This window comes from Paraburkholderia sp. Tr-20389, assembly GCF_017104565.1.
Lineage (GTDB): Bacteria > Pseudomonadota > Gammaproteobacteria > Burkholderiales > Burkholderiaceae > Paraburkholderia.
Genome location: NZ_JAAGPD010000005.1, coordinates 1 through 15793 on the forward strand (window position 1 = coordinate 1; position 15793 = coordinate 15793).

Annotated in this window: 16 protein-coding genes; 8 read left to right on the forward strand and 8 right to left on the reverse strand. The window is 62.5% G+C overall.

What is annotated here, in order from left to right; translation table 11 throughout:
* From G3N95_RS07440 to fliR, 8 genes are all read left to right on the forward strand, one after another.
* Positions 1-630 (forward strand): flagellar hook-length control protein FliK (locus G3N95_RS07440; RefSeq protein WP_205969368.1); only part of this gene is annotated, 630 nt, incomplete at its 5' end.
* Between the two features lie 670 nt (positions 631-1300).
* Positions 1301-1804 (forward strand): flagellar basal body-associated protein FliL, encoded by a 504-nt coding sequence (gene fliL / locus G3N95_RS07445; protein WP_205969369.1) that lies wholly within the window; start codon positions 1301-1303, stop codon positions 1802-1804.
* Positions 1805-1868: 64 nt separating this feature from the next.
* The gene (fliM, locus tag G3N95_RS07450) at positions 1869-2867 is read left to right on the forward strand and encodes a flagellar motor switch protein FliM (protein ID WP_205969370.1); all 999 of its coding nucleotides are present in this window, start codon (positions 1869-1871) and stop codon (positions 2865-2867) included.
* Positions 2860-3324: a flagellar motor switch protein FliN gene (fliN, locus tag G3N95_RS07455; RefSeq protein WP_205969371.1), complete on the forward strand. Its 465-nt coding sequence runs from the start codon at positions 2860-2862 to the stop codon at positions 3322-3324. The genes fliM and fliN overlap by 8 nt, the downstream gene beginning before the upstream one ends.
* 65 nt (positions 3325-3389) lie before the next feature.
* Positions 3390-3947: a flagellar biosynthetic protein FliO gene (fliO, locus tag G3N95_RS07460; protein WP_241018314.1), complete on the forward strand. Its 558-nt coding sequence runs from the start codon at positions 3390-3392 to the stop codon at positions 3945-3947.
* 74 nt (positions 3948-4021) lie between these two features.
* Entirely contained in the window at positions 4022-4792 is a 771-nt protein-coding gene (fliP, locus tag G3N95_RS07465) for a flagellar type III secretion system pore protein FliP (RefSeq protein WP_241018306.1), read from the forward strand.
* 27 nt (positions 4793-4819) lie between these two features.
* On the forward strand, positions 4820-5089 hold the full coding sequence (gene fliQ, locus G3N95_RS07470) for a flagellar biosynthesis protein FliQ (RefSeq protein ID WP_012402292.1): 270 nt from the start codon (positions 4820-4822) through the stop codon (positions 5087-5089).
* Between the two features lie 31 nt (positions 5090-5120).
* Positions 5121-5903 carry a flagellar biosynthetic protein FliR gene (gene fliR, locus G3N95_RS07475; protein WP_205969374.1) on the forward strand — a complete coding sequence of 261 codons (783 nt, stop codon included), beginning with the start codon at positions 5121-5123 and terminating at the stop codon, positions 5901-5903.
* An 843-nt stretch (positions 5904-6746) separates the two neighbouring features.
* On the opposite strand, the gene flgL is transcribed toward fliR, so the two are convergent.
* The 8 genes from flgL to flgG form a co-directional block, all read right to left on the reverse strand.
* A complete protein-coding gene (gene flgL, locus G3N95_RS07480) occupies positions 6747-7967 on the reverse strand; it encodes a flagellar hook-associated protein FlgL (RefSeq protein ID WP_205969375.1) in 1221 nt (406 codons plus the stop codon).
* A gap of 14 nt (positions 7968-7981) precedes the next feature.
* Positions 7982-9955: a flagellar hook-associated protein FlgK gene (gene flgK, locus G3N95_RS07485; protein WP_205969376.1), complete on the reverse strand. Its 1974-nt coding sequence runs from the start codon at positions 9953-9955 to the stop codon at positions 7982-7984.
* Positions 9956-9958: 3 nt separating this feature from the next.
* On the reverse strand, positions 9959-10234 hold the full coding sequence (locus G3N95_RS07490) for a hypothetical protein (RefSeq protein WP_205969377.1): 276 nt from the start codon (positions 10232-10234) through the stop codon (positions 9959-9961).
* A gap of 724 nt (positions 10235-10958) precedes the next feature.
* Positions 10959-11708, reverse strand: coding sequence for a flagellar brake protein (locus tag G3N95_RS07495; protein WP_205969378.1), 750 nt, complete (start codon positions 11706-11708; stop codon positions 10959-10961).
* A gap of 397 nt (positions 11709-12105) precedes the next feature.
* A complete protein-coding gene (gene flgJ, locus G3N95_RS07500; RefSeq protein ID WP_205969379.1) occupies positions 12106-13038 on the reverse strand; it encodes a flagellar assembly peptidoglycan hydrolase FlgJ in 933 nt (310 codons plus the stop codon).
* A 12-nt stretch (positions 13039-13050) separates the two neighbouring features.
* Positions 13051-14238, reverse strand: a complete 1188-nt coding sequence (locus G3N95_RS07505; RefSeq protein WP_241018307.1) for a flagellar basal body P-ring protein FlgI — start codon at positions 14236-14238, stop codon at positions 13051-13053.
* 2 nt (positions 14239-14240) lie between these two features.
* Complete coding sequence (gene flgH, locus G3N95_RS07510) at positions 14241-14951, reverse strand: flagellar basal body L-ring protein FlgH (protein ID WP_205969380.1); 711 nt, start codon at positions 14949-14951, stop codon at positions 14241-14243.
* A gap of 38 nt (positions 14952-14989) precedes the next feature.
* Positions 14990-15778, reverse strand: coding sequence for a flagellar basal-body rod protein FlgG (gene flgG, locus G3N95_RS07515; protein WP_012402302.1), 789 nt, complete (start codon positions 15776-15778; stop codon positions 14990-14992).
* Positions 15779-15793: the final 15 nt, after the last annotated feature.

Below are 15793 nucleotides of genomic sequence, written 5' to 3' on the forward strand. Positions count from 1 at the left end.
GAAACGCTCGCCGCTGCCGCCGCCGGTTCGAATGCCGCTCAAGCAGCGCCCGTACCCGCCGCAGCCGCCGACACGAACGCTGCACTCGCCGCGACCCAGGCCGCATCGGCGGCTGCCGCTGCCGGCGCGACGACCACGCTCACGCAGGGCGCCAACCCGGCGACGGCCGCGATGGCGAATTCCATCGCGCCGCAAGTCGGCGCCCATGACTGGGAAGACGCGTTCAGCCAGAAGGTCGTGTTCCTCACCAACGCGCATCAGCAGACGGCGGAACTCACGCTCAACCCGCGCGACCTCGGCCCTCTACAGGTCGTCCTCCAGGTTGCCGATAACCATGCACATGCCCTTTTTGTTTCTCAGCATCAGCAGGTGCGCGACGCGGTCGAGGCCGCGCTGCCGAAACTGCGGGAAGCGATGGAACAAGGCGGCATCGGGTTGGGAAGCGCGAGCGTCAGCGACGGCTTTGCCCGGCAGACCAGCCAGCAGGGCCAGGACCAGAGCGGCAGCGCTCGCGGCGGCCGGGGCGGCAGCCGGGGTAGCAATGGGGGCATCGACATCGCGGGCGGCAGCGCGACGACGGTGAGCATGCCCGTGCGCCGCACGGTCGGACTCGTCGACACGTTCGCCTGATCGGATGCGGGGCGCATTGCGCCAGCGGCGCGTTGTTGCCTCTGGTGGCATCCGCTCCATGTTGTCATGTTTTTAGCGTTGCCCCTGTGCGGGGCGGCAGTTACTTTCTTTGCAGCCGCAAAGAAAGTAACCAAAGAAAGCGGCTTCAAACCTCCGGTGCCTGCCAGCTTCGCGCCACGGCATGCCGCAGTTGAGCGGTCGCGCCGCGACGCGAACACTCCGTAGAAAGCCCGAAAGCAGGTGCGCGCGGCATGAAAATTACACCCGGTCGGGGCACACGGTCCGGCCCGGCCTGGTTTGGTCGCGGTATGTGCTCCAAAGGGGTGTGGTGCTTTCGCACCGTGCGCGGTTGACTGCGAGCTTTCTACCGAGTGGGGACGTCGCTGCGCGACAGATCGACTGTGACATGACGCAGTGGGAACCTGGCGGGCACCGGAGGTTTGAAGCGGCTTTCTTTGGTTACTTTCTTTGCCGCGGCAAAGAAAGTAACTGCCGCCCCGCACAGGGGCAACGCGTGAAAACCGAAAACGCATCGCGGATGCAACGGAAAGCCAGCGAACGCCAGTAAAAGCAAACACACGAGCTAAACCTGAATTTCCCTTCTTTTCGACCCATCACAGCATCGCCAGAACCCTGAAAATTCACCTACAGCATTGAGGCAATCAATTCCATGGCAACCACGACCGCAAACCAGCAAGCCAACGCGAAGCCCTCCTCCCCGGGCCTCGTCAAGCGCATTGTGTTGATCCTGCTGATCGTACTGGTCGCGGCAGGCGCAGCCGGCGCAGGCGTCTGGTTCTTCATGTCGAAGCGCGCGCCCGCCGCCGCGACGGCAGCAGCACCGGCTCCCGCGCCCGCGCCGATCTTCTTCCCGCTCGAATCGATGACGGTGAACCTGCAGTCCGACGACGGTCAGCAGCACTATCTGCGCATCGGTCTGACGCTGAAGCTCACCGACCCGAAGGTGCAGGAACATTTGACCGAACATATGCCTGAGATCCGCAGCCGTGTGCTGCTCGCACTGTCGAACAAGCATCCCGAAGACCTCGCGACGCTCGACGGCAAGAAAGCACTCGCCACGGAACTCGAAAAGCTGATCGAAGAGCCGACTGAGGCCAACGGTCAACCGGTGCACGTCTCCGACGTGCTCTTCACCGAATTCGTCGTCCAGTAACGCGCCTAGCGCTGACTGATTTGATCTTGAACCGCGCCATCGAAGGGACGCACGAGGAATAGGAATGGGCCACGAAGAGTTCATGTCCCAGGAGGAGGTCGATGCCCTTCTCAAGGGCGTCACCGGCGAGTCCGACTCGCAATCCGACCAGTCCGATCGTGCCGGCGTTCGCCCGTACAACATCGCGACGCAGGAGCGCATCGTTCGCGGCCGGATGCCCGGCCTCGAAATCATCAACGACCGTTTCGCGCGACTGTTGCGCGTCGGCATTTTCAACTTCATGCGGCGCACGGCGGAAATTTCCGTCGGCCCGGTGAAGGTGCAGAAGTACAGCGAATTCACGCGCAACCTGCCGATCCCGACGAACCTGAACCTCGTCCACGTGAAGCCTCTGCGCGGCACGTCGCTGTTCGTGTTCGATCCGAACCTCGTGTTCTTCGTGGTCGACAACCTGTTCGGCGGCGACGGGCGTTTCCATACGCGCGTCGAAGGCCGCGAATTCACGCAGACCGAGCAGCGCATCATCCACAAGCTGCTGAATCTCGTGTTCGAACACTACACGGCGGCATGGAAGAGCGTGCGCCCGCTGTCGTTCGAGTACACGCGCTCGGAAATGCATACGCAGTTCGCAAACGTTGCCACGCCGAACGAGATCGTGATCGTCACGCAGTTCTCGATCGAATTCGGACCGACGGGCGGCACGCTGCATATCTGCATGCCGTACTCGATGATCGAGCCGATCCGCGACGTGCTCTCCTCGCCGATCCAGGGCGAAGCGCTCGAAGTGGACCGCCGCTGGGTGCGTGTGCTGTCGCAGCAGGTGCAGGCAGCCGAAGTGGAACTGACGGCGGATCTCGCGCAGATCCCCGTGACGTTCCAGGAGATTCTCAACATGAAGGCGGGCGACGTGCTGCCCCTCAACATTCCGGAGCACATCACCGCGAAGGTCGACGGCGTGCCCGTGATGGAATGCGGCTACGGTATTTTCAATGGGCAATACGCGTTGCGCGTGCAGAAGATGATCAGCGCAGCAGAACAGATGAAGGAAGCGGGATATGACTGAGTTGAACTCGACACCCGAAATGGACATGCCGGAAGAGTCGAAAGTGAATGATCCGATGCCCGGCTCGGGCTCCGAAGAGGCGTCGCTCGACGATTGGGCGAGCGCGCTTGCTGAGCAGAACGACAACACGGCCGTCAGCGCGAACACGGCAGGCGTGTTCCAGCCGCTGTCGAAGGTCGAGCCGACCACGACGCGCAACGACATCGACATGATCCTGGACATTCCCGTCCAGATGACCGTCGAACTGGGCCGCACGAAGATCGCGATCCGCAATCTGCTGCAACTCGCGCAGGGTTCCGTCGTCGAACTGGATGGTCTCGCGGGCGAACCGATGGACGTGCTCGTCAACGGCTGCCTGATCGCACAGGGCGAAGTGGTCGTCGTGAACGACAAGTTCGGTATCCGCCTGACGGACATCATCACGCCGTCCGAGCGTATCCGGAAGCTGAACCGATGAAATACGCAGTAACCCGGGCCGCGTCACATGGGAGCGGCCAGCCGCTTCCGCGCCGCGCCCGTCTCATGTCGACGGTCGCACTGGCAGGTCTCACGCTCGGTGCAGGCGCCTTCAATCTCGCGCACGCCGCCGACATGAATGCAGTCAACAACGCCGCGCAGATCGCCTCGAGCGTCGGCGCGGGAACGGCGGTGCCGGCACTCGGCGTCGGCGCCGTGCTGCAGACCATCGTCGGCCTCGCCGTCGTGATCGGCCTCGTGTTCGGCTTTGCATGGCTCGCGCGCCGCTTCGGCCTGCAACCCGGCCAGCGCGGCGGGATCGTGAAGACGATCGGCGGTACATCGCTCGGCGGCAAGGAACGCGTGGCCGTCGTCGAAGTGGGCGACACCTGGCTCGTGCTCGGCGCGGCGCCCGGCAACGTGCGACTGTTGCATACGATGCCCGCCGGCTCGGTCAAGGGCACCTCTTCTTTCACCGGTACGCCTGCGGCGCCCGGCGCATCCGGCGACACTTCTGCCGGCGGCCCGGTCCAGTTGAGCGGCACCTTCGGACAACGCTTTCGCGACGCGCTCAAACAGGAAGCATCCAAACGTTTCCAGCGACGCGACAGCGGAGAACAGTAATGCAGTACGACCGATCTGACGTGCAGCGCGGTGACGCTGTGACTTCCCACGCCTTGACGAAGACTCCCGTTTCGATGAAGAAGCGCATCCTGAAGGGTGTCGCATTTGCTGCGCCGCTCGCCGTTCCCGCGCTGATGCTTGCCGTGCCGACGCTGTCGCATGCGCAGGCCGCGGGCCTGCCCGCTTTCAACACGAGTCCCGGCCCGAATGGCGGCACGACGTACTCGCTGAGCGTGCAGACGATGCTGCTGCTCACGATGCTGTCGTTCCTGCCGGCGATGGTGCTGATGATGACGAGCTTCACGCGCATCATCATCGTGCTGTCGCTGCTGCGTCAGGCGATCGGCACGCCGACCACGCCGCCGAACCAGGTGCTGGTGGGTCTCGCGCTGTTTCTCACGCTGTTCGTGATGTCGCCTGTGCTCGACAAGGCGTACAACGACGGCTACAAGCCCTTCTCCGAAGGCACGCTCCCGATGGACGAAGCCGTGAAGCGCGGTGTTGCGCCGTTCAAGGCGTTCATGCTGAAGCAGACCCGCGAGAGCGATCTCGCGCTGTTCGCGCGCATCTCGCACGCACCGCCGATGCAGGGTCCGGAAGACGTGCCGCTGTCGCTGCTGGTGCCGTCGTTCGTGACGAGCGAGTTGAAGACCGGCTTCCAGATCGGCTTCACCGTGTTCATTCCGTTTGTGATCATCGACATGGTGGTGGCGAGCGTGTTGATGTCGATGGGCATGATGATGATTTCGCCCGCGACCATTTCGCTGCCCTTCAAGCTGATGCTGTTCGTGCTGGTCGACGGCTGGCAGCTGATCGTCGGTTCGCTCGCGCAGAGCTTCGTTTAAGTCCAGCATTGCCGGGAGAGTTACGCCATGACGCCGGAAACCGTCACCACCCTAGCGCACGAAGCGATGTACATCGCGTTGTTGCTGGCCGCGCCGCCGCTGTTCGTGGGGCTCGTCGTCGGTCTGATCGTGAGCCTTTTCCAGGCAGCGACGCAGATCAACGAAGCCACGCTGTCGTTCATTCCGAAGCTGTTCGCGATTGCCGTGACGCTGGTGCTGATCGGTCCGTGGATGCTTGCGAAGATGCTCGACTACATGCGTCACATGTTCACGAGCATTCCGACGCTCGCCGGCTGAGCGCCCTTTTCTTTCCTTCTTTCGACGCGCGATGTTTTCCGTCACCTACGAACAGCTGAACGTCTGGCTCACCGCGTTCCTGTGGCCGTTCGTGCGGATACTGGCGCTGATGGCGACGGCGCCCGCGTTTGGCGACAAATCGCTGCCCAACCGCGTGAAGATCGGCCTGGCGGGCTTCATCACGCTGATCGTCGCACCGACGATCGGTGCGTTGCCATCGGCCACGGTATTTTCCGCGCAGGGCATCTGGATCATCGTGAACCAGTTCCTGATCGGCGCGGCGCTCGGCTTCACGATGCAGATCGTGTTCGCTGCGGTGCAGGCTGCGGGCGACATCATGGGCATGAGCATGGGCCTCGGCTTCGCGACGTTCTTCGATCCGCACGCGGCGGGTTCGACGGACGTGATGTCGCGCTATGTGTACATGATCGCGATTCTGACTTTTCTCGCGTTCGATGGGCACCTGCAGGTGCTTTCTGCGCTGGTGCAGACGTTTCAGGCGCTGCCTGTGTCCGCGAATGTGCTGGGGGCGAATGGCTGGCGGGTGCTCGTTGGATGGGGGAGCACTGTCATCAGTGCCGGGCTGCTGTTGTCTTTGCCCATTGTCACAGCGCTTTTGATTACCAATCTCGCGCTTGGGATTCTTAATCGGGCTGCGCCGCAGGTTGGGGTGTTTCAGGTTGGATTGCCGGTTACTGTTATTACTGGACTGCTGCTGATTCAGCTCATGCTGCCGAATATGATGCCGTTTTTTGCTCGGGTGTTTGAGAGCGGCATCGATCAGATGGCTCGGGTGGCGGCCGGGTTAAGGTAGCTTGTTTGTCTGCGACGCAATGAGGCCTTCGTGGCGCGGGCTACGCCTTTTGGTTTTTGCTCCGCCGCTTTTGCTTTCGCATTCGCTTTTGCTTTCGCTGGCATCCGCGTTTTGGTGTTGGTCGTTCATGCGTTGCCCCTGTGCGGGGCGGCACCTACTTTTCTTTGCAGCGGCAAAGAAAAGTAGGCAAAAGAAAGCCGCTCACACCGCCAATCCTTCTTCCCGCCTGCGGGCCCCCAACCGGTCCCACACTCCACACGGCAACACTTCGTTTTCCGCCCGTTGCCAACGCCCTGAACACGCGCATCACCTACTTCACACGCCCCCATCACAGCGTGCGCGACCAGACGTCCACGGCCGCCCAGGTGGCAAACTGTGTGTAGGCCATCGCGATCGAAGTGCACCACTCCGGACTGAAAAGCGGGATCGGTGTCGTAGGATCGCGAACGAATGTGGTGCGATTACCTACACACAGTTTGCCACCTGGGCGGCGCTGACGAGTCGCTGCCGCTGGCTGCCTGCGAGTGATTGGAGTGGGTGATGCGCCTGTTCAAGGCGCTGGCAACGAGCATTGAGTAGCTCGATGCCGTGTGGAGTGTGGGACCCGTTGGGGGCCCGCAGGCAACGACTAGCATTGGCGGTGTGAGCCCGCTTTCTTTGCTTACTTTCTTTGCGGCGGCAAAGAAAGTAAGTGCCGCCCCGCACAGGGGCAACGCACGAACAACCGCTACGAAAACGCGGATGCCAGCGAAGAAACCAACACACCAAGACAAAACCGCCCGACCCGTAAAAAAAGAGCCAGGCGTCGTCGAGACACAAAAAAACTTCCGGGGAACCCGGAAATCAATTCCCGATGTAATCGAACAGCGACAGCTTCTGAATCATCGAGAAGCCCTGCTGCGCAGCCTGCAGCGAGAACTGCGTCATCGTGTACTTGCTGATCGTCGACGTCAGATCCGTCTGCGTCAGATCAGCAAGATTGCTGCTCGTCTGCAACGAGTTAGTTTGCGTGACGGTCTGCAGCGCCTCGATCTCCTGCTCACGTCCGCCCACGGACGTCTGAATCGACGTCACGTTGTTCATCGTGTTGTGCAGCTGCGTCATCGCCGTGCCCAGCGCGTTCGTCAGGTTCGCCTGACCGCCCGGCCCGTTGACGGAGGTTTGCAGCGCGGCAATCACCTTGTCGAGGTTCGCGAACACGTCGGTGCTCGATTGCGCCGCCGGCGTCACCGAGAACGAATCGCCCGCATTCGGCGCGCCCGAAATCGTCACGTTCTGGCCGCCGCCGCCCAGCGTGATCGCCTGACCCGCCGCGTACGTCTGCGGCGCGCTCGTCGTGGCCGCCGTGACGTCCGTGATCGTGTACGTCGTCGCCGACGTGAAGTTGATCGTGTACTTGTCCTGGTTCGTCGGATCGGTCGGGTTGCTCACCGACACGTTGCCGATCGTGCCCGAACCCGTGTTGGCCGAATTGCCCGCCGTCACAGGCGAGCTGCCCGCCGGCGAAATGCCGAGGAACACGTCGCGGCCCGTATCGCCGATCGCGATGTTACGGGTGCCCGTCACCTGCACGTTCTGGATGCCGTTGTCGCCGTTGTATTGCACGGCGCCGCTCGCATCGACCGAGAAAGGCGGCGTCGCTGCCTGATAGCCGGCGTACAGATAGTTGCCCGAGCCGTCCGTGCCGTTCGCGAGACCCATCAGCTGGCTACGGATGCCCTGCAGCTGCGTCGCGATATCGCCGCGGTCGCCGTCGTTCAGCGAGCCGTCGCCGGCACGCACGAGCAGCGTGTTGATGGACGTCAGCACCGTATTGACGCTGGACAGCGAGCCGTCTTCCGATTGCAGCGCCTGCAGCGCGGTGTTCTGGTTGCTCGAGTACTGCGAGAGCGTCGCGCCCTGCATGCTGAGCTGCACGGCCTGCGCCGCGCCGACGGGATTGTCCGACGGCGTCGACAGGCTCACGCCGCTCGACAGTTGCTGATACAGCTGCGCGAGCGTCGATTGCTGATCGTCCATCGTCTGGACGTTCATGCCGAAATATTGCGAAGTAGAGATGCGCATATGCGTTCAACGCCTCACTGGAAAATGCCAAGGATCGTCTGGAACAGCGTCTGTGCTGTCTGGATGACCTTGCTGTTCGCCTGATACAGCTGCTGGTATTGCAACAGGTTCGCGGCTTCTTCGTTGATGTTCACGCCCGAGATCGCCTGCTGCGCCGTCGTGATCTGCGTCACCAGCGCCGACTGCGCCTTGTTCGATGTCTGGACCTGGTTCGTCTGGTTGCCGATGTCGTTCACATAGTTCGCGTACGAGTCAGTCAGCGTCAGCGTGCCGTTGCCCATCGACTTCGCCGTCACCAGATTCGAGATCAGCTGTGCGTTGCGGCCGTCCTTGCCGCCCGCCGGGTTCGGCGCGATCGTGTAGGTGTCCCCGTTCGCGGGCGAGCCCGTGATCTGCAGCGACACGTTGTTGATCGTCGTGCCCGTGATCGTCATCGACGCGCCCGTGGCCGAGTTGTACGGAACGGGCGTCGTGGTCGCGGTGATGTTGTACGAGGTCGGCGGCGTGCCGTCGATCGTCACCGTCGAGCCGACCGGGAAGCCGGACAGCGAACCCGTGGTCGAATCGTACGTGAGCGTCGTCGAGGTGCTCGGCAGCGTGTAGCCCGACGACACCGTGCCTTGCGTTACCGTCGACGTGCCCGTGTTCGACGTACCCGTCGACACGAGAACCGGCGACGAAGCCGCGATCGCCGAGCCGTCGCTCGTCGTGAGCGCGAAACCGTTGAGCGCGCCGCGCGTCGGTTCGACGGTAAACGAATCGCCCGCGTTCATCGTGCCTGACAGGTTGAACTGCATGCCGCCGATCGGGTTGGTCAGGTTCGACGCCTGGCCGACGACCTGGCCCGTATCGCGGTTGGTCAGCGTGTAGTTCGTGCCGTCGTACGACAGCGAGTAGTCACCCGATACCGGTTGCGTCGCATTCGACAGCGTCACGCCCAGCGTCGCGCTGCCCGTGTTGTTGGCGTTCGCGTAGACGGTCGGATTGCCGACCGTGAAGAGCGCACCGCCCTTGTTGCCGTTCAGGTCGATACCGAGCGAGTTCTGCGCGTTGACCTGTGCGGCGAAGCTCGTCGCGATCGCACCGAGTTGCGCTTCGGCGGGATCGAGCGTCTGGCTGCGGAACGTCATCAGCCCACCGATCTGCCCTCCCAGCGGTGTGCTGTCGGGCAGGATTTGCGGCGTCGTCGTTCCTGCAAGGCTCGAAAGACCTGCGTACGCAACGGCCGTTTCCGTCGGATCCGATGGGGACGTGACCGTCGTGAGATTGAAGCTCTTGTCGGCGACGACGAGCGGCTGGCCGTTGCCCATGAACACGCTATAGCCGCTATCGCCCTGCACGACCTGGACGCCGACCAGTTGCGACAGGTTCGACACCGCGAGGTCGCGCTGGTCGAGCAGCTGGTTAGGCGGCTGGCCTTGTGCGCTCAGCGACTGGATCTGCGAGTTCAGCTGCGCGATTTGCGAGCTGTACGTGTTGATCTGCTTGACCGTGTCGCTGAGTTGCGTGTTGACGTTCGCGCGCAGCTGATCGTACTGGTCGCCGGCAGCGTTGATCTGGTCCGCCAACGATTGCGCGTTGCTGATGGCGCTTTGGCGCATTGCGGGATTCGACGCATCGTTCGCGACGTTCTGCAGACCGGTGAAGTAGCTCGTGACCGCGCTCGAGATACCCGAGGTCGGGCTGCCGACCATGTTGTTGAGCTGGGCGATCAGGTTGTAGTAGGAATTGAGCGAGCCGGACTGCGACTGAGCGTTGTTGAGCTCGGTCGTCAGGTACTGGCTGTACTGGCGCTGGACGGTCGTCGTCGACACGCCGCTGCCGAGATAGCCGGAGCCCGTGTACTGACCGCTCGATTCCGCGTAGACGGGACGCTCGACGGAATAGCCGGGCGTTGCCTGGTTGCTGATGTTCTGACCCGTAGTCGTCAGCCCCCACTGGGCTGCGTTGAGTCCACTAAGGCCGATGCTAAAAAGGTTACTCGACATGCGTCATCCTGAAAGACGGCGTAAGGGGCAATGCATGAGCACTGCCAGGTTGACCGAACTCTTTGTATAACGGCCTCGTGGGCGGAACATTGAGGGCGGAATGAGGTTTTTTGCCTGCGGCGCGGCTGCGCCGTTACGATTTTTTTTCTGCGACGCAGTCGCCATTCTTGCCTTCTCGGCGCGGGCTATGCCTTTTGGTTTTTGCTCCGCGCTTTCGCTTTCGCTTTCGCTTTCGCTTTCGCTTTCGCTGGCATCCGCGCTTTCGTAGCGGTTGTTCATGCGTTGCCCCTGTGCGGGGCGGCACTTACTTTCTTTGCCGCCGCAAAGAAAGTAAGCAAAGAAAGCGGGCTCACCCCGCCAGTGCTACTTGTTGCCTGCGGGCCCCCAACAGTTCTTACGCTCCAGGCGGCATCACGCTGATTTTGTGCCCGTTGCCAGCGTGCTAACTCACGCATCACCCGCTTCACACTCCCGCGTCACGGACCGCGTTACCAGGAGTCGACGGCCGCCCAGGTGGCAAACTGTGTGTAGGCCGTCGCGATGGAAGTGGTCCACTCCGGACTGAAAAACGGGAGCGGTGTCGTAGGAACGCGAACGCGTACGGTGCGACAACCTACACACAGTTTGCCACCTGGGCGGCGCAAACCATTTGCTGCCGCTGGCTGCTTTACGGGTGACTGGAGTGGGTGATGCGCGTGTTCAGGGCGTTGGCAACGGGCGGAGAACGAAGTGTTGCCGTGTGGAGTGTGGGACCGGTTGGGGGCCCGCAGGCGGGAAGAAGGATTGGCGGTGTGAGCGGCTTTCTTTTGCCTACTTTTCTTTGCCGCTGCAAAGAAAAGTAGGTGCCGCCCCGCACAGGGGCAACGCATGAACGACCAACACCAAAACGCGGATGCCAGCGAAAGCGAAAGCAAAAGCAAAAGCGAAAGCAAAAGCGCGGAGCAAAAACCAAACGGCGTAGCCCGCGCCTCGAAGGCCCCACCGCAGAAAAACAAAAAGCAGGTTAAGCGCGCGCCAACGAGCGCCGCTTCATCTCCAGTTGGGTAATCAACCGCTGAAGCGTGTTCTCAGCATTCCCCGGCAGGGACAAAAACCTGAACCCCAACGTATACCGCTGCGTACCATTAGGCAGATCGATACTCCGGTTCGACATCAACTCGAGATCGAGCTGCAAAGTGCCCAGCGCCCCAAGCATCACTTCCGTATCGATCAGCTGCACGCCCTGCTCCAGCGACGTCACACGCGCGTCGCTCGTCCGCATCGCGATGCCGCCCAGCGACAGATCCTGCACCTCGAAGCGGAAACCCTCGCCATCCGGCAGCCGGCCCCGGCAAATGTACGGATCGAGCAGCGGCGCGTCGACGCGGAAATACTCGCGGCGCTGCACGTAATAGAGCACTTCGGGGAAATCGGCCTCGAACGACGGTCGGCCCTCGAAGGTCGTCTCGCGCGGCGTGTGCGTGGCAAAGTGAACCCGCACACCATCCGGCGTCGCGTGGAAATGGCCTTCGGGCGATGACAGCAGGCCGCGGTTCTGGTCGGCGAGCGCGCCCCAGTCGAACGTGAACGTGCGCTCTCGCACGTCCACCTCGAGGATCTTCGTCACGAGCTGGCCGCCCTTGTACTGCACGGTCAGAAAATCGCCGCGGTTGAGCAGGTTGCGCAACTGCACACCGATCTCAAGCGGATTGCGGCGGCCGAAGTCGACGCCTTCCGTCTCGCGGTTATCACCATTCGACTGGGTGGTATTCATGGCCTTGCCAATTTCTCTTCGTTCTTGCGGGCACGTCGCGCGTACACGGTCAGCCAGGTCTCAGCCCGGCCTGCATCGGTCGCGAAACACGCGTGGGACCGGAATTTTCTACGCTTTCCGGTATCGGGTCTGACTGTTTAGCGGCAGCGTCGGATCAAAGTTTAGCCCGGTTTTACGAAATATTTTCCGCAAACGTTTGACGCCGCAACGAAGACAGGATACGCGAAACTCATTGCGCATCCGGCAAATGGAAGAGACTGGACAGAAGAGAAAAACGGCTCTGGCCAACCGCCGAACGGGTGGCCTCAACGACATCGCACCGCCGTCGGCGCGATGCCCGTCAGGTGCTGCGCGGCGACGCTCCCCGACACACTCGGGCGCGCCGCGCCGGCAATCGTCACACCATCTTTTGCATGATCGAAATGAGCTTCTTCGCGTAGTGCGGATCGGTCGCGTAACCGGCGCGCTGCATGCCCTGCGCAAAGCCGTTCACGTCGCGCGACGAATTGATCACCTGCGCATAACGCGGATTCGACTTCAGGAAGCTCGCGTAGTCCGTCATTGCTTCCTCGTACGAATCGTATGCGCGGAATTTCTCGACCACGCGCTGCGGCCGCCCGTTGACATACTCGGTCGTGACCGTCGCCACGGTCTTGCCGGTCCAGTCGTCGGTGGCCTTGATGCCGAAGATGTTGTGGCTCGTCGAGCCATCCGACTTCTTGATCTCGCGCTTGCCCCAACCCGATTCGAGCGCGGCCTGGCCGATGATGAAGCGCGCCGGAATGCCCGTCGCGGCACTCGCGGCCTGCGCCGGAGCAGCCAGCTTGTCGACGAACGCATCGACTTTGTCCGACGAACCGTCGCCGCGCACGGGCGGCGTCAGCGCGCTGTTCGCCGAATAACCCTTGCCCATCTTCAGCGCGCCGTTGTTGGCCGGATTCGAATAGGCCTTCGCCAGCGCATTCAAAGCGACGTTGTTGCCCGCGTTCGAATCGTCGCCGGATACACCGGAGTTGCGCATCAGCTGCTTGAGCATCGCGTCCGCAACGCCGATGCCCTTCGACGACATCTGCTGCGAAAGCTGCTGATCCATCATCGACGTGAACGTCGCCGAATCGTGCGAATCGAACGGACCGTCTTGCGGCGTCGCATCGCGCATGCTCTTCAGCATCATCTGCGTGAAGACGGCGTCGAACTGCTTTGCAGCTGACTTCATCGCCTCGCGCGGATTCGCGGCTGCTTGCGCGCGCATCGCATCGAAGCCCTGCGTGTCGAGCGCGAACCGATTGGTCAGGTCATTCGCGGCGTTACGCGTCGTGTCGGAGTTCATTCTTGTTGTTCCTTAGATGATCTCGAGATCGGCTCGCAGCGCACCCGCTGCCTTCATGGCCTGGAGGATCGACATCAGATCCGCGGGCGTCGCACCGAGCGCATTGAGCGCCTTCACGACTTCGGCGAGATTCGCGCCCGCGCTCACCATCTTGAGCGCGCCGTTGTCCTGCTTCAGCGCGATCTGCGACTGCTGCGCAACCACCGTCTGGCCATTCGAGAACGCACCCGGCTGGCTCACCACCGGCTGCGTGTTGACGATCACGGACAGATTGCCGTGTGCAACCGCGCAATTCTGCAGCGTGACCATCTGGTTCATCACGATCGAGCCCGTGCGCGCATTCAGGATCACCTTCGCAGCCGCCTGACCAGGCTTCACATCGAGATTCTGCAACTGCGCCATGAACTGCACCTGCTGCGCCGGGTCGGTCGGCGCGCGCAACTGGATCGTGCGGCCGTCGAGCGCAACCGCCGTGCCGAAGCCGAACGCGTTGTTGATCGCGGACGTCACGCGCTGCGTCGTGTCGTAGTCCATGTCGTTCAGTTCGAGCTGCATCGTGCCCGCTTGCGAAATCGTCGTCGGCACCGAACGTTCGACGAGCGCGCCGCCCGTGATGCGGCCGGCCGCAAGCTGGTTCACCTGCACCTTGCTGCCGTTCGCGCTCGCACCTGCGCCGCCGACGGCCATGTTGCCCTGTGCCAGCGCGTACACCTGGCCGTCCGCGCCCTTCAGTGGTGTGAGCAGCAGCGTGCCGCCGCGCAGGCTCTTCGCGTTGCCGAGCGACGAGACCGTCACGTCGATGGCTTCGCCGGGACGCGCGAACGCGGGCAGCGACGCCGTCACCATCACGGCGGCGACGTTCTTCAACTGCATGCTCGAAAGCGAACTGTTGCTGGAACTCGAACCCGCCTGCTGGTTGTTGATCGAGATGCCGAGGTTCGCGAGCATGTTCGCGAGCGTTTGCGTCGTGAACGGCGTCTGCGTGGTCTGGTCACCCGTGCCGTCGAGACCGACGACGAGACCATAACCGATCAGCGGGTTGTCGCGCACGCCCTGGATCTGCACGAGATCCTTCAGGCGTTCCGCATGGGCGACGTGCGTCGTGACGGGCAGCGCGGCGCACGCGAGCGCGACCACCGCGAACACGCGCGCGGCGAATCCGATGACGGGCTTCAGACGGGAGAAAAAGAAGGTTTGCATGATCAGAACGGCGCGACGTTGAGGAAGAAGCGTTGCAGCCAGCTCATGTTCTGCGACTCGTCTATGTAACCCTTGGCTGAGTACTCGATCTTCGCGTCCGCGACCTGAGTCGAGTAGACGGCATTCAGGCTGCTGATCGTGTTCGGGTTGACGACACCCGAGAAACGCACGAACTCGTTGCCCTGGTTGATCAGCATCTGCTTCTCGCCGCTGACGACGAGATTGCCGTTCGGCTGCACGCCGATCACCGTGACGGTGATCGTGCCGCTGAAGGTGTTCGATGCATTGGCGCCGCCCGTTGCCTTGAACGTGTTGGCGCCCGTCGCGTCGAGGTTCACCTTGCCGAACAGACCGCCGAGAAAGCCCGCCGTCGGCACGCCGAACTTGGTCTCGCCGTTGCGGTTCGTGTTCGCGCCCGACGACTTCGTCGCGTTGATGTTTTCGGAAATGACGATGGTCAGGATGTCGCCGACATTGCGCGGACGCTGGTCTTCGAACAGCGGCCGGCCAGCGTAACCCGGGTTGTAGATCGAGCCGGGCGCCTGCAGCGACGGCGGCGGCGGGGGCACGGCCGTCATCGGTTGCTGGGTGATCGGCTCTCTCGGCACGAGCGCACAGCCGCCGAGCGCGGCTGCGAGCACGCCAGCGCCAGCGAGCATCGATACTGCCCGCGCGCTGCGCAGAGGAATCTGGGTTCGAATGAAGTGCGACATCTTGATTACCGCCTAAGTGTTTCCGACTATCAGCCTGCTTAAACCGGCATCTGGCTGAGCGTCTGCAGCATCTGGTCGGAGGTCGTCACGGCCTTGCTGTTGATCTCGTACGCGCGCTGGGTCTGGATCATGTTCACCAGTTCCTGCACGACGTTCACGTTCGATGCTTCGACGTAGCCCTGATTCAGCGTGCCGGCGCCGTTCAGACCCGGTGTCGCGACGTTCGGCGTGCCCGACGACGTCGTTTCCGCGAACAGGTTTTCGCCCTTCGCATCGAGACCCGTCGGGTTGATGAAGGTGGCGATCTGCAGCGAGCCGATCTGCGTCGTCGCCGTCGAGCCTGCCGTCGTCACCGACACCACGCCGTCGCTGCCGATCGTGAGCGACGTCGCGTTCTGCGGAATCGTGATGGCGGGCAGCACCTGATAGCCGCTCGACGTGACGAGCTGGCCTTGCGAGTTGGTCTGGAACGAGCCGTCGCGCGTGTACGCCGTCGTGCCGTCCGGCATCTGCACCTGGAAGAAGCCCTGGCCGTTGATCGCGACGTCCTTCGAATTGCCCGTCTGCTGCAGGTTGCCCTGCGTGTACAGACGCTCGGTGGCGACCTGCTGCACGCCCGTGCCAAGCTGGATGCCCGACGGCAGTTCCGTCTGCTGCGTCGAGTTCGCGCCCGGCTGGCGGATCGTCTGATACAGCAGGTCTTCGAACACCGCGCGCGAGCCCTTGAAGCCGTTCGTGCTGACGTTCGCGAGGTTGTTCGAGATCGTGTCCATCTGCGCCTGTTGCGCATTCATGCCGGTGGCGGCGATATAGAGTGAGCGGTTCACTTGTTTCTCCTGAAC

Bases quoted from the DNA above. Each gene is read 5' to 3' on its own strand.
- fliN (WP_205969371.1), top strand. From the start codon at position 2,860: ATGACTGAGTTGAACTCGACACCCGAAATGGACATGCCGGAAGAGTCG.
- flgH (WP_205969380.1), bottom strand. From the start codon at position 14,951: ATGTCGCACTTCATTCGAACCCAGATTCCTCTGCGCAGCGCGCGGGCA.
- fliR (WP_205969374.1), top strand. From the start codon at position 5,121: ATGTTTTCCGTCACCTACGAACAGCTGAACGTCTGGCTCACCGCGTTC.
- flgK (WP_205969376.1), bottom strand. From the start codon at position 9,955: ATGTCGAGTAACCTTTTTAGCATCGGCCTTAGTGGACTCAACGCAGCC.
- fliQ (WP_012402292.1), top strand. From the start codon at position 4,820: ATGACGCCGGAAACCGTCACCACCCTAGCGCACGAAGCGATGTACATC.
- fliO (WP_241018314.1), top strand. From the start codon at position 3,390: ATGTCGACGGTCGCACTGGCAGGTCTCACGCTCGGTGCAGGCGCCTTC.
- fliM (WP_205969370.1), top strand. From the start codon at position 1,869: ATGGGCCACGAAGAGTTCATGTCCCAGGAGGAGGTCGATGCCCTTCTC.
- fliL (WP_205969369.1), top strand. From the start codon at position 1,301: ATGGCAACCACGACCGCAAACCAGCAAGCCAACGCGAAGCCCTCCTCC.
- G3N95_RS07495 (WP_205969378.1), bottom strand. From the start codon at position 11,708: ATGAATACCACCCAGTCGAATGGTGATAACCGCGAGACGGAAGGCGTC.
- flgL (WP_205969375.1), bottom strand. From the start codon at position 7,967: ATGCGCATCTCTACTTCGCAATATTTCGGCATGAACGTCCAGACGATG.
- fliP (WP_241018306.1), top strand. From the start codon at position 4,022: ATGAAGAAGCGCATCCTGAAGGGTGTCGCATTTGCTGCGCCGCTCGCC.
- G3N95_RS07490 (WP_205969377.1), bottom strand. From the start codon at position 10,234: ATGAACAACCGCTACGAAAGCGCGGATGCCAGCGAAAGCGAAAGCGAA.
- G3N95_RS07505 (WP_241018307.1), bottom strand. From the start codon at position 14,238: ATGCAAACCTTCTTTTTCTCCCGTCTGAAGCCCGTCATCGGATTCGCC.
- flgJ (WP_205969379.1), bottom strand. From the start codon at position 13,038: ATGAACTCCGACACGACGCGTAACGCCGCGAATGACCTGACCAATCGG.